Annotated in this window: 11 protein-coding genes and 1 tRNA gene; 5 read left to right on the forward strand and 7 right to left on the reverse strand. The window is 61.3% G+C overall.

Features of this window, described 5'->3' with window-relative positions:
- The 6 genes from HNO79_RS12625 to HNO79_RS12650 all read right to left on the reverse strand — a co-directional run.
- The coding region (locus HNO79_RS12625; protein WP_214165401.1) for a hypothetical protein at positions 1–603 on the reverse strand (603 nt) is incomplete at its 3' end.
- 1,130 nt (positions 604–1,733) lie between these two features.
- A tRNA-Glu gene (locus HNO79_RS12630) sits at positions 1,734–1,809 on the reverse strand.
- A gap of 68 nt (positions 1,810–1,877) precedes the next feature.
- Positions 1,878–3,725, reverse strand: a complete 1,848-nt coding sequence (recJ, locus tag HNO79_RS12635) for a single-stranded-DNA-specific exonuclease RecJ (protein WP_214165402.1) — start codon at positions 3,723–3,725, stop codon at positions 1,878–1,880.
- 74 nt (positions 3,726–3,799) lie between these two features.
- Positions 3,800–5,137 carry a homoserine dehydrogenase gene (locus HNO79_RS12640; RefSeq protein WP_010515978.1) on the reverse strand — a complete coding sequence of 446 codons (1,338 nt, stop codon included), beginning with the start codon at positions 5,135–5,137 and terminating at the stop codon, positions 3,800–3,802.
- A 26-nt stretch (positions 5,138–5,163) separates the two neighbouring features.
- The gene (locus HNO79_RS12645) at positions 5,164–6,405 is read right to left on the reverse strand and encodes an LL-diaminopimelate aminotransferase (RefSeq protein WP_010515975.1); all 1,242 of its coding nucleotides are present in this window, start codon (positions 6,403–6,405) and stop codon (positions 5,164–5,166) included.
- A gap of 88 nt (positions 6,406–6,493) precedes the next feature.
- On the reverse strand, positions 6,494–7,495 hold the full coding sequence (locus HNO79_RS12650; protein WP_214165403.1) for an OmpA family protein: 1,002 nt from the start codon (positions 7,493–7,495) through the stop codon (positions 6,494–6,496).
- A gap of 204 nt (positions 7,496–7,699) precedes the next feature.
- Here HNO79_RS12650 and HNO79_RS12655 point away from each other — a divergent pair, with 204 nt between their 5' ends.
- Both HNO79_RS12655 and HNO79_RS12660 read left to right on the forward strand, forming a co-directional pair.
- Positions 7,700–8,374: an ATP-dependent Clp protease proteolytic subunit gene (locus tag HNO79_RS12655; protein WP_010515973.1), complete on the forward strand. Its 675-nt coding sequence runs from the start codon at positions 7,700–7,702 to the stop codon at positions 8,372–8,374.
- A 210-nt stretch (positions 8,375–8,584) separates the two neighbouring features.
- A complete protein-coding gene (locus HNO79_RS12660; RefSeq protein WP_010515971.1) occupies positions 8,585–9,589 on the forward strand; it encodes a ferritin-like domain-containing protein in 1,005 nt (334 codons plus the stop codon).
- 50 nt (positions 9,590–9,639) lie between these two features.
- Here HNO79_RS12660 and HNO79_RS12665 read toward each other — a convergent pair whose 3' ends face one another.
- Entirely contained in the window at positions 9,640–10,161 is a 522-nt protein-coding gene (locus HNO79_RS12665) for a hypothetical protein (protein WP_214165404.1), read from the reverse strand.
- A 247-nt stretch (positions 10,162–10,408) separates the two neighbouring features.
- Here HNO79_RS12665 and HNO79_RS12670 point away from each other — a divergent pair, with 247 nt between their 5' ends.
- From HNO79_RS12670 to HNO79_RS12680, 3 genes are all read left to right on the forward strand, one after another.
- Complete coding sequence (locus HNO79_RS12670) at positions 10,409–10,786, forward strand: hypothetical protein (RefSeq protein WP_214165405.1); 378 nt, start codon at positions 10,409–10,411, stop codon at positions 10,784–10,786.
- Positions 10,787–10,848: 62 nt separating this feature from the next.
- A complete protein-coding gene (locus HNO79_RS12675; protein WP_214165406.1) occupies positions 10,849–11,406 on the forward strand; it encodes a cytochrome b in 558 nt (185 codons plus the stop codon).
- A gap of 405 nt (positions 11,407–11,811) precedes the next feature.
- Positions 11,812–13,905, forward strand: a complete 2,094-nt coding sequence (locus HNO79_RS12680) for a putative bifunctional diguanylate cyclase/phosphodiesterase (RefSeq protein WP_244987537.1) — start codon at positions 11,812–11,814, stop codon at positions 13,903–13,905.
- Positions 13,906–13,924 lie beyond the last annotated feature (19 nt).

Genomic DNA, 13,924 nt, shown 5'->3' on the forward strand with positions numbered 1-13,924 from the left:
AGTCTCAGAAGATGAGGCCGAAGCATTCCCAACAGTCGTTGTCGTGTAGGCTTCGTATGTGCTGGAGGTGTAAGAGGCCTGACTCGTATCCGCAGAACTTAACTGGGAATCGGTTGTAAGGGTTGGTTGCTGCGGGGTATCGCTAAAATATTCGTAAACATAGCCGGAACTCGGGTCGTTCTGTGCCATGGGCATTTCAAGCAGCGTTCCGTTGCTGTCTGAATAACCGGTTTCCTGCATTGTGACGTGGTCAGTTTCCGAACCGCTACTATCGGTGTTCGTGACAGCCACATCGACCTGTCCGGTAGATCCTACACTGTTCAGTGTGAATGTATCGGTCTCGGCGAACGCTTCGTGACCATCTGCGTGGTCGTATGCTTCGGCATTGTCCAGATCAAGACTTTCGACCTGGACCTCTGCATTGCCCTGTGAATCCGTTGTGATGGGGTCACCATATTTCCCATCCATTGGCAGGGCATCCGATACCTGCTGTGTGGTTTCAAAAGAGTAGGCTGCCCCATCAGCAGCGTCCTTGATCTCCCAGCTGTCTGTATAGGTATTGTTGTCGAACGTTTTCTCTGAAATCTGGGTACATGCTCTCAAATGAATGGTAAACTTTGACTGTTATGAAAAACATACCACGAATTTGCATGTTATCAAGATTATTATGATCTGATAAAATTCATCTTTAACCTGTAAGATGTTCTGTAATCATATTTTTTTCCAGAACGAGTGGTATCGTTTTGAAATTATATGGAATATATGATCTATGTATAACAGGTATTCCTGTTTTTATGCAGGTCATGCTGTCACAGTCGTTTCGACAGGACTGCCCCTCTGGTATTATTACCCAATAATATGCAACTGCGCGCCCGCCTTCCCAAAAGATGCCATAATGGGGAAAGCCGAAACCAGAAATTTCATTTTCTGTTGCGAATGTAAAACTGAAAAATGGCTGGGGGATGGACATGTTGCACAGCTATGCCAGCCGGGAAGAAATCGGACGGATTTCTGAGGTAAAGAATACTCTGTGTCCGTAAGCCAGCATGGCGTCGAGGCGGTGCAGAACGGTGTAATGGTAACCATATTCGGCCGGTTTGAGGCGCCCTGCAGGAGATCGGCTGTCGGCCGGATCATGGAGGGCAGGGAGGCCGACCGGGTATCATACTCATGATAAAATCTGGTTAGATATCGAAAGTATATGAAATATTCGTTTCGAACGTACCGTCGGAGCCAGGCCACAAACACGTCTTTCCCCATTGCGCCAGACGCAAGAGCAGCCATGGTCTCGACCGTTTCCGGACCACTGACCAGCATCCGAAGCGCCATTCAGTCGCAGGAAGCCGTGTCGACACGGGGCAACTGACAGTCAGGCGGCTTTGGCGGATGTATCGCGAAACGCGCCCAGATCGATCCCGGCCAGCTTTTCATTGAGCCAACGTCGCGCCAGAGGGTTAAGGCGAATGTTTTGTGGATACGTTTGCCGTCTACCATCTTCCGGCCATGGTAATGGCTGGGGCCACGATACCAGACACCTTTTGGCAGCACTCTGCCCGTGATGAAACCGATCTTCATCTTTTACGATTCTCTCATGAGAATCCCTGATGTCATTGAGTCGTATCCGAGTAACGGAAACCCGTCTGGCTCAGGATCGGCTCATGGCCCAACAGATTTAAAATCAGGATATTACCTGTAATCAGCACTATATCCGCAACAGACTGCGGTAAAGTAGCTGGCGTCCCGTACGGGATTCGAACCCGTGTTGCCGCCGTGAAAGGGCGGTGTCCTAGGCCTCTAGACGAACGGGACTAAAGGCGTGAGCGGTAAGTATCCCGACACGGGGTGGGGGTCAACCCCCTGATTCAAAAATATTGAAATTATTGGGCGATCGCCGCGTCACGGATGAAAAATGTGGCGGATGTCCGGCCATTCCAGCTTTCGGCGCGCAGCCATCCCGCCAGATGCAGCGGCGGTGCGTCACGATCTTCCAGCACGGGGGCAAGCGGACTTTCATTGGCGCGGAACACCAGCGCCTTCAGCCGCGGCCCCCGGCCTTCGCCCTGCAGCGTCAGGCGCAGGGTATTGCCTTCCCGTCCGATCCGTTCGGCATAGGCCACGCGAACGCGGGGCAGTGCGATCAGCGGTTCATCATTTCCCGCGCCAAAGGGTGCCAGACGGTCCATGTCGGTTGCCAGCGCCACATCGGCGGCGGCCACGTTCACCACGGCGTCAATGGTCAGGTCCACCGCATCGGGCAGGCTGGCAGCAGTGGCCAGATGGTGGTCAAGAAACGCATGCAGGGCGGGAATCCCGTCCGCGGGCAAGCCAAAACCCGCCGCCATCGCATGACCCCCCCCCGATGACAGCAGGCCCGCCTGCCGCGCCGCGATAATGGCCCCGCCCAGATCCTGACCCGGTACCGAACGGGCGGACCCCTTGACGTTCCCATCATCCAGTTCCGCGCCCACCAGAACGGGGCGGTTGAATTTTTCCTTGATGCGTCCCGCCACGATTCCGACCACGCCGGGGTGCCAGTCACGGCCACTCAGCACCAGTACGGCATGGCCCTGCGCACGTTGTGCGGCCGCCAGTTCCATGGCGCGGTCCAGAATGCCGGATTCGACGCTCTGGCGGTTGTGGTTGACGGAATTGAGCTTTTCAGCCAGCGCCTGCGCTTCCGCTGCGTCCGTGCACAGCAGCAGTCGCAGCCCCAGCCCGGAATCCGCGATACGTCCCCCTGCATTGATGCGCGGGCCAAGCGCAAATCCACACGTAAAGGCCGAAAGCGGGTCACGCGCGCCCGCGGCATCCAGCAGGGCGGCCAGCCCCGTGCGCTGCCGGCGCGCCATGACCTTCAGCCCCTGTGTGACAAAGGCGCGGTTCAGGCCGCTTAACGGCATGACATCGCATACCGTCGCCAGCGCCACGAGGTCGAGGCTGTCCATCAGTTGCTGATCAGGATGGGAATCGAACCACCCGTCACGGCGAAGGATACGCGCCGTGGCCACCACGGTCATGAACGTGACGGCGGCTGCACAGATACCATGCAGCCCCGATGGGCAGTCGGGCCGGTTCGGGTTGACCGTCGCCAGCACGCGGGGCAGCGCGCCCTGTACCTGGTGGTGGTCAAGGACAATGACATCGCTGCGCGTGCTGACCTGTTCCAGCACATCGACCGCCGCCGTCCCGCAGTCCAGGCAGACGATCAGGCGTGCGCCCTGATCCTGCATGGCCTCGATCGCGGGCGTGTTCGGGCCATAGCCTTCCGTCATGCGGTCGGGAATATGGGTCAGCACCGTGCAGCCCTGACGGCGCAGGAAGTCGGTCAGCAACGCGGTGGAACAGGCGCCGTCCACGTCATAATCCCCGAACAGGCCCACCGTTTCCCCATTACGGATGGCCGTGGCCAGACGGGCCGCCGCAGCATCCATGTCGGTGAACGTGGAAGGGTCGGGCATCAGCGCGCGCAGGGTGGGGCTCAGGTAGGTTTCAACCTGTTCGGGCGCGATACGGCGCAGGGCCAGCATGCGGCCGACAATTTCCGGCAGTCCGGTCTGCTGTGCAATGGCCATGCCCATGCGGTCGGTATGGCTGGCCTGCCCGCCTTCGCGCCAGTTCCATCGCCGGCCCGTGACACTGCGGGTAACCCCCAGCACGGCTGGTTCCTGCATGTCCTGTGGCGCGGGCGACGCGGTGGCGGGGGAAAGCAGGTCGGCTGCGGACATGTAAACGGATCCTTATGGGCATGCAGGGGCGGGTGGGCTGGATGGACGGCCCGTGGGGCCATCCATCCAGTACCCTAGCCTGCGTCGATACGGATCAGTACGGGTTCATCCAGTACGGCAGGCAGTTCGGCAATATGGTGCAGCGCGTGCTGCATCGCCGCTTCGTTCGTCCTGTGTGTCAGCAGCACCAGCGGCACGGCATGGGTGCCGTCGGGACGGACTTCATGTGCGTCGGCATGCTGCAGCATGCTGCGCAGCGAGACGCCATTGTCACGCAGCACCGCCGTAATGTCGGCAATCACGCCGGGGCGGTCTTCCACATTCAGGCGCAGGTAGTATTCGCCCGTGAACGATTTGCTTGGCAGTGCCACGGCCTGTGTCAGGCTGTCGGCTGCGCAGCCCCATACCGGCATGGCGGACCCACGGGCAATATCGATCAGGTCGGCGCATACCGCAGTGGCGGTCGGCCCTTCGCCCGCACCCCGTCCTTCCAGCATCAGGCGACCGGCAAAGGCCCCTTCCGCCACCACGGCGTTGAAGACGCCGTTCACTTCCGCAATCGGCGCATCCTGCGGCACCAGGCAGGGGTGCACCCGGGCCTCGATACCGTTTTCGTGCTGGCAGGCGATACCCAGAAGCTTGATGCGGTAGCCCATCTTGCGCGCGAACTGCAGGTCCAGCGCGCCAATGCGGCGGATGCCTTCGATATAGACGGATGCGAACACTACCGGCCGCCCGAACGCCAGTCCGGCCAGGATCGCCAGCTTGTGTGCGGTATCGACGCCGTCCACATCGGTCGAGGGATCGGCCTCGGCATAGCCCAGCTTCTGCGCATCGGACAGGATTTCGGCAAAATCCCGCCCGGTTTCATGCATGACGGTCAGGATGTAGTTGCATGTGCCGTTCAGGATGCCGCCGATTTTCAGGATACGGTCCGCGGCCAGCCCTTCACGTACGGTCTTGATGGCGGGAATGCCACCGGCCACCGCCGCCTCGAACATAAGCGGCACGCCCGCGGCCTGCGCCGTGCAGGCCAGTTCGGCACCATGGATGGCGATCAGCGCCTTGTTGGCGGTCACCACGGGGCGGCGGTTTTCCAGTGCGCGGGTAACCGTCAGGCGCGCGGCACCTTCGGCCCCGCCAATCAGTTCGGCCACCACGTCAACATCGGGGTGGGTGGCCAGTTCCTCCGGCGTGTCACACCAGGCAATGCCGGACAGGTCGATGCCACGGTCACGCGTGCGGTTGCGCGCGCTTACGGCGGTCACGACCAGTTCGCGGCCCGCGCGGGCACGGATCAGGTCCGCGTTTTCGCGCAGCAGCTTTACAACGCCGGCACCAACCGTGCCCAGCCCCGCAATACCGATGCGCAGGGGCGGTTTGGGGGCGGGCTTGCAAGGGGAAGAAGTCATCTGTTTTCCGTCAACCGATAGGGCAGTCATGAATGGGCAGGCTGTTTGCCCGACAGTGGGGCCGCCTGCTGCGTGGTGGAGGTCGTGCCGCCATGTTCCGTCATGAAATGGCGGATCGAGCGGCAGGCCTGACGCAGGCGCTGGGTGTTTTCCACCAGCCCGATGCGCACGAAGCCCTCGCCATGTTCCCCGAAGCCAAGGCCGGGGGCCACCGCGACGCCTGCTTCCTTCAGCAGCAGCTTGGAAAAGCCCACACTGCCCAGTTCGCGGAACCGCTGGGGAATCGGCGCCCATGCGAACATCGAGCCTTCGGGGGAGGGTACGTCCCATCCCGCCGCGTGCAGGCCCTGGATCAGCACGTCGCGGCGCTTGCGGTAGATATCGCGGATTTCGGCCACACAGTCCTGCGGTCCGCTGAGGGCCGCGACGGCGGCGACCTGAATGGGGGTGAACGCGCCATAGTCCAGATAGGACTTGATGCGCGTCAGCGCCGAGATCAGCTTGGGGTTGCCCGCGGCAAAGCCCATGCGCCAGCCCGCCATGGAATAGGTCTTGGACAGGGATGTGAATTCAACGGCGATGTCCTTCGCGCCCGGTACCTCGAGGATGGAGGGCGGAACATTGTCGCCAAAATAGATTTCCGCATACGCAAGGTCCGACAGGATCCAGATTTCGTGCTTGCGCGCAAACGCCACCAGCTTGCGGTAGAAATCAAGGTCCGCCAGATACGCGGTGGGATTTGACGGGAAATTGACGATCAGCGCCGTGGGTTTCGGCACGGAATGGCGTACCGCGCGGTCCAGTGCCTCCAGCATTTCATCGTCCGGTGTTGCGGGAATGGAGCGCACGGACGCACCCGCGATGATGAAGCCGAACTGATGGATGGGATAGGACGGGTTGGGCACCAGAATCGTGTCGCCCGGGCTGGTGATGGCGGAGGCGAGGTTGGCCAGCCCTTCCTTGGACCCAAGTGTCGCGATCACTTCCGTCTCGGGGTCCAGCTTCACGTTGAAGCGGCGTTCGTAATAGCCCGCCAGCGCCCGGCGCAGGCCCGGGATGCCACGGCTGACGGAATAACGGTGCGCGCGCGGGTCGGCTACCGTTTCCACCAGTTTCTGCACGATGTGGGGCGGGGTGGGGGTATCGGGATTGCCCATGCCCAGATCAATAATATCCTCCCCCCGCGCTCGGGCCTGGGCCTTGGCCTTGTTGACTTCAGCGAAGACATAGGGCGGCAGGCGGCGGATACGGTGGAATTCTTCGGTCATGGGACGCTCTGTTGCGGGCGCGCAGGGGCGCGCCAGGTTGGGAAAAAGGTAACATGGTTCCCCCTGTTACGGGGCCATGGGCGGCACTCTAGCGCACGATGGCAATTCTTGCACCATTGCCAAAGGCATGGGCGTGCACCGTAATGCGGTTGGCGGGGACGCCACGGGCCTGCAGCATGTTGCTCAGCGTGCGCGTGCGCAGCAGCGCGAGGTTGAGGGCGGCGGTCTGCCCTTCCGCCGTGGCGGTGGCGGCATTGCCGTAGCCGTTCACGATCACGAAGCTGTTCCCGCGTTCCCGGACGATCGTATTCACCACGTCTTCCTCGCCCTCCTCGATCTGGTCGGAACCGGGCAGGAAGTGGACCGGATCCCCGTCATCCGGTGTTGCCAGGTGATAGGCGGGTGCTTCCAGACCATCGCGCGCGGCGTTGTCAGGAAGGGTGATCCCCCCGACCGAGGGAAGCCGGGGCGGTCCGTCCGCGATCTGCGGCAGGTTGGCGGGAATGGCCTCGGGGTGGTCGGACACCGTCTGCGTGACTTCGGGCATGACCAGTTGCCCGCTGCTGTCGCGCGTGGGTTCGGGCTGGCGAGCCATGCCCTGTTCGGATTTCGGCTGGCTGCCGCCTTTCGCATGCCCTGCCTGCGCGCCATCATCCGCCGCCGCGAGGGAGGCGGACTGCCCGCCGCCATTGTTGGCCGGATGCGTGGGGATGGGCGGAATGTCGGCAGCCGTGGGCATGCTGCCCATGATGGCGTCCTGTCGCTGGTTCAGTTCGCGCTGGGCCTCAAGGTCGGCGGTGATGTCCTCGCGCAGTTCGGGGGAGGGCAGTTCGGGCGTGCCGGTCGGTCCCAGCCCGATCTTGGGATAGGGCAGGTGCGCGCCCGGCGGCGGGGGACGCTGCTGGCTGATCACGCCACCCTGATGGCTGTGGTACCAGTCGCTCAGGGAATCGACCGTGTCCTGGTGGTGCGCGCAGCCGGCCATGCCAGCGGCCAGCAGCGCCAGCAGCGCGGCCCGTCCGGGGGCGACATATCTGGATGACGGAAAAAAAAATCTTCCGGGACTTGGCGATAGTGCCGGCTTTCCCAATCTTAGCTCCCATGGCCATTTGCGGCCTGCACACAACACGACCGGGGCAAACTAGCCTGCAATGCCGATCTTAGCGAGGGGGTACGCAATGCCGGTGCCAACCGCCCCATCCATCCCATTGTCAGGTCGGGACTTGGCACCGGGCGCAAGGCAGCGCAGGATAAGGACATGAATAGGCCAGTCCCGGAGAATAGGGAGAACCCGATGAACGGCATGCAGCCGAACCACCGCATCCGCATGGATGATGAAGATCCCAGGGATCCCGATATCCCCGAACCCCAGGGCCCGGAAACCGAGGAACCCGACCGGAACCGCACGCTGTCCTCCCCCATCGGGGAACTGGAAAGCCGCCTGTTTGACCAGCGCAAGGTGCTGGTGTTCGGTCCGATCAATGACAAGATTGCCCGCGATGTGACCGGCCGCCTGCTGGCGCTGGCTGGTGCGTCGGACAAGCCGATCGATGTGTACGTGAACTCCCCCGGTGGGCATGTGGAAAGTGGCGACACCATTCATGACATGATCCGCTTTGTCGATTCGGTGGCGCCGATCAACATGATCGGTACTGGCTGGGTCGCATCCGCCGGTGCGCTGATTTTCGCCGCGGGTAACAGGGAGCGGCGCTACTGCCTGCCCAATACCCGCTTCCTGCTGCACCAGCCCATGGGGGGCGTGCGCGGGCCCGCGACCGATATCGACATCGAGGCGCGTGAAATCATCAAGATGCGTGAGCGCCTGAACCGTCTGTTCGCGCGCGAAACCGGGCAGCCTTATGAAAAGGTGTGCAAGGATACGGACCGCAATTACTGGATGTCCGCGCAGGAAGCGATTGATTACGGGCTGGTAACGCGCGTGATCGACAAAATCTCTGACCTGCATTGATTTAAGGCAAGGCGGACCGCCTGACGGGTCCATAATGCTAACGGCGCGTTGTGCGGGGGGTGTTTCGGCATTCCCCGCAAATTTCAGATAACAGTTCTGCACTTGGTAACTGGTGTGATATGGACACCGGCAATCCGGGTGCCAGCTGTTGGGATGAATGCCACATCGGCCGGCGTATCCACGCGACACCGTTCCGAGCAGCGAGCCGACATGACGAAATCACTTTCCGACATCTACACCACACTGCCCGAAGCCCGTGACCCGGGGGCCGCGACCCCCGATGCCGTGGCAAAGGCCGATTTCAATGCCCGCCACTGGTCCAGCCCGGTGCCGGGGCCGCTTACGCCCGGGTCGGCGGAGCACAAGAAGGCCGTGGCGGACATGTTCCGCGACACCTTCAATCCCTACAAGCCCTCGGTCATTGAATGGCCCAAGCTGGACAAGGAAACGCTGGAACGCGTGACCTCGCTGCCCATCTGGGACATTGCCGTGCAGACTGAAGGCAAGGCCCGCCTGCGTATGGCGGCCTACGCCCGCCTGATTGACGATCCGGACATGAAGGATGCCCTGTCACGCAATGCGTGGGAGGAAAACCGGCATAAGGAAGTCCTGTCCAAGATGGTGGCGGCCTATGACATTCCGCTGGCGTCCGAACCACCCTACATCGAACCGCGTGATGTGGAATGGGCCTATATGGTCACGGGCTTTTCCGAATGCGTGGACAGCTTCTTCGCGTTTGGCCTTTTTGCCATCGCGCAGAAATCCGCTTTTTTTCCCCCCGCGCTGATCGATACGTTCGAACCGGTGATGCAGGAAGAATGCCGCCATATCCTGCTGTTCGCCAACTGGTTGGCATGGCACCGCGCCACCATGCCGATGTGGAAGCGCCCGTGGTTCGAACTGCGCGTAATCGGGGTCTGGCTGTTCCTGCTGTATGAACGGCTGGGCATGGTCACGACATTCGATGCCGAAGGCAACAGGCACGAGCAGGACAACAACTTCACCGTGAATGGCACCAAGGACGTCGCCAATGTCGACGTGCCGCTGCGCGACATGATCGACATCTGCCTGATCGAGAACGAACGCCGTTTCTCGGGCTATGATCCGCGCCTGCTGCGGCCGAAGCTTGCGCCCAACCTTGCGCGTATCGTCCGTTTCTTCCTGCCGCGCACGCCCAATTCCGCCAGCCTGGAAAGCCAGCCCGGCGCGGCGTAAGCCCGGCGGTTGCCCCGGCTGCCCGTTAGTGGCAGCCGGGACTTTTTGTATCAGCCCAGCGTGGCGGTGACGGAACCCGCGCCAAAATCAAGCTGGCCCAGATAGGCCACGCGGGTGGCGGGTACGATATCGCCAATCCGTCCGCCCTCGATCCGGGCATAGGCATAGACCTTGCTTTCCTCCTCGTCGGAGGAGCCGATCGCAAGTCCCGCGAACTGCGTGCCGGCCTCATCCTTCAGCTGCCAGACATCGCCACGCACCACCGCATCGTATTTGTAGCGGAAGCCGGGAACGATCCTGGTCAGCAGCAGCGGCATGACTTCCGTGACATCCAGCGCCGTGCGCACGAAGGCGGTGCAGGCTTCGTCCGGCACGAAATAGCCCTTGGCGGCCGCTGTCATCATGATCAGGCCGGGTGTTGTCTTTCCGTTCACGACAACGCGGCTGCGAATGACAATTTTCTGGTCATCGCGCGAGATTTCCGAGGCAAGCATCACGGTACCCACCGGCGTATCCAGCAGGTCGGGCACAACGGTCATCTGTGTCAGGGGCAGGGTGGCGAGCGTGGTCATTCTCATTCTCCAGCAGGCATGTGTCTGTGGCGCGACAGGTCGGACTGTGCGCCCTGTTACGTTTCATGCCAACCATACGCCCCTTCATGTGTTTTAGGCTGCATGGCACACGCGCGTCATATGCGTGGCAGGAATACCCCACTGTTACCGTATGCGCGATACCATTGGCGCAGCGGGGCGCTGGCCCCATGTAACTGATGGACGCCATGCGCATCGCCGCGTGGTGCGTAACGGGAGGGAAGATCGGATGTCAGCTTATATCAGGAAGGGGCTAGCGGCCCTGACGGTCGGGATCATGGTGGCGGCAGGGCACGGTGGCGTAGCACATGCGCGCGGTCATTCGCAGGCGGCAGGTAGTGCGGCGGCTGGCGGCTATACTCCCGGCGGGTCAGAAGCGGATGATGCGTCCGCCGGCATAGCGGGGGACTACAGTTCGCCCGAAACCGGCATGGGTGGGGGCGTGCCGCAGTTCCATAATGATGGCGAGGAATCCGATCAGATGACCGGCACCATGATGATGCCCGGCACCGCGTCAGGCAGCGGTGCCCCCGGTATGAGCGATGGCGGCTATACCAATATGCATATCGGCGGGGAGGACAGTTCGATTCTTCCCGGTGTTGACTGACGGGCGCAGCGGCGGCAGCGTGCCCATCCCTTATGTAGCGATCAGGACCATAGGTGGGCGCGATGGCAGCCTATTCATCCATTCCGTCATCCCGGCCCACGCGGTATAGCTGGGAAACCCGCTGGCTGCACTGGGTCACTGCCGTACTGGTGGTGGAACAGTTCGCGGTGGGGCAGCTGGCGTGGCACCTGATGGACCGTGCAGCGCCGCTGCGCGCGTTTCTGGTCGTGACGCATACGTCGCTGGGCGTGCTGCTGGCGGCGGTGTTCGTGACCCGCATGACATGGGCGATGACGGGGGGGCGGGCCATCCGTTTTCCGGTCGTGACGTTTCAGGACCGGGTGGCGCGCAGCGTCCACCGCCTGCTTTATCTGCTGCTGGGTGGTGAGATCGTGTTCGGTTACATGGCGCGATGGAGTACGGGGCGGCCTGTCATTGCGTTCGGGGTGCCCATCAACTCCCCTTTCCCGGAACTTCTGGGCGGAACACATTCCTTTTTTTCGTCATTACATCACTGGAATGCGTGGTTACTGTTTGGACTCGCGTGTTTCCATGCCGGTGCCGGGTTCCATCACCTGCTGCTCAGGCGGGACCGGGTTTTCCAGCGCATGCTGCCATAAGGGCGGCATGCGACCGCCGCATGGTGTTGTTTCCCGGAATGTGCGCAGTAACAAACGGAAATATAGTAGCGGACAGGTATAATTTAGGAATATAAGCCTATTATTGGCTTTTTATAATGGTATTCGATCAAAAAAATCAGGTAGTGCTGACTGTCTTCGGCATTGGGACTGTGATCGGCAGCCATGCAATTTTCCATGGGATATTTTTTGTTGCATATCCTGTGGAGGTTTACTAATATCCAGTTAATCTCAGCAAATATAAACATAAATAGCTGATAGCCTGTTTAAATGCCCCTATCGTAGGCGGTTGATGCAAGCTGGTTCCCCGTATTTTCCATGCGGTGGCAGGTTTTACCCGAAATCTGCCAGTGTCCAGAACTGTATTGCTGTCGAAAAATGGAACCAATGAGCAATCATATCTATGAACTGAGGGTCTATAATCCCTTTCTGCTTTCTGGCGCGTTGATTGTTTGTGTATTGGGCGCATGGATTACCATGCGGCTGGTCGCCCGCGTGTCGGAAACCCGTGGCAGGCAGCGTCTTGGCTGGTATTTTCTGGCCGCCATGGCGGGTGCCAGCTTTGTCTGGTGCACGCATTTCGCCGCCATGCTGGCCTATCATGCCGGTGCCGACGTGCATCTTGACCCGCTGCAGACCGCGCTTTCGCTGCTGGCCATGTTCGTGGCCGTGCCGTTCGCGATCATGGCGGCGGTCAGGCTGCATGGGCATGGCGGCTGTGTGGTGGGGGGGATCATCCTCGGCCTTGGTATCGCCAGCATGCATTACATCGGCATGGCGGCGTACCACATTGATGCGCCGGTGGCATGGAACATGCCGCGGGTGATCGTGTCGGTCCTGATTGGTATTGTCCTGTCTGCCGTGGCGCTCCGGCTGGCGTTGCGCCCGGTCAGCCTGCGGCGCGAGGTCGAAATGACGCTGGCCATGGTCGGCGCGGTCGCCGGGCTGCATTTTACCGGCATGGCCGCCATGCATATCGCCATGCCGTCGCATATGCAGATGCCGCATGACAGCGGACAGTTCCAGGCCATTGGTTTCGCCGTCATCGGCGGGTCCATGCTGACGATCATCGCGGGCATCGCCTGCTTTGTCATTGATGGCAGCGTGCGGCAGGAATCGTACGATGAACTGCATCGCATGGCCATGTCCGACGCGTTGACCGGGCTGCCCAACCGCATAAGCTTCAATGAACGTCTGGATCAGGAAGTCGCAACGGCGGACCAGACGGGCGAGCAGTTTGCCGTTATTGGCATCGATCTGAACAAATTCAAGGAAATCAACGATACGCGCGGTCATGCCGCAGGCGATATCGTGCTGACCACGCTGGCCGAACGTTTCAGTGCCCTTCTGGGGGAGGGTGAGTTCGTGGCCCGTCTGGGTGGGGATGAATTCATCGCCATTCACCGTACGTCGGACAGGGAGGAACTGCAGGGTTTCGTCAAACGTATCCAGCAGGCGCTGAACCAGCCCATTCCCATTGACGATTACATGGTCACCAGTGGCGGCAGCATTGGCGTTGCGGTCTATCCGATTGACGCGACGGATAGCGAAACCCTGATTTCGCGCGCCGATCTGGCCATGTATCGCGCCAAGACCGACCTGCACCATACGATCTGGTATTATGAAAGCTCGCTGGACCAGAACGTGCGCGAACGCCGTGCGCTGGGTGATGACCTGCGCAACGCCATGGAGAACGGGCAGCTTTCGCTGTTCTATCAGGTGCAGACGGTGGTCGCGACGGGTGAAGTGTCCGGGTATGAGGCCCTGCTGCGGTGGGAGCATCCGGTGCGCGGCAACATATCGCCTACGGAAATCCTGGATCTTGCGTATGAAAACGGTCTGATCATCGAACTGGGCGAATGGGTCCTGGATCAGGCATGCAAGGCCGCGGCCGATTGGGACGAGGGCATCCGGGTCGCGGTCAACATGTCGGCCTCCCAGTTCCTGCTGCCGCGCTTTGCCGATACGGTCAGTGCCGCGCTGGAGCGCAGTGGCCTGCCCGCCAGCCGGCTGGTGATTGAAGTGACCGAGGCCACGATCCAGCGTGATCGCCCGCGCGCACTGGCCATGGCCCGCAAGGTGCATGCGCTGGGGGTACGGCTTGCGCTTGACGAGTTCGGGGGACAGAAATCGGTGCTGTCGATGCTGCGCGAATTCCCCTTCGACAAGATCAAGATCGACCGGACCCTGATGCAGCAGGTGGGCACGGATCCGGCTACGGCCGAACTGGTGCGCTCCGTCATGCTGGTGGGACACGCGCTGCGCGTCTCGGTTCTGGCGCAGGGTATCGAAACGCCGGCACAGCTTGCGCTGCTCTCATCCGAAGGCTGCGACGAAGGCCAGGGTTATCTGATTGGCCGTCCCGCACAGGTGCCTGGGGCCGCGACCGCGCCTGGGGCCGCTGTCCGGGCCATGCCATCGACCTTTGCCGCAACACCCATCCGGGCCGCCTGCGCCCCCGTATTCTATCCCGCAGCCTGATGCCTGCGGGACCCGTCCC

This window comes from Komagataeibacter oboediens, from assembly GCF_018491655.1.
GTDB lineage: Bacteria > Pseudomonadota > Alphaproteobacteria > Acetobacterales > Acetobacteraceae > Komagataeibacter > Komagataeibacter oboediens.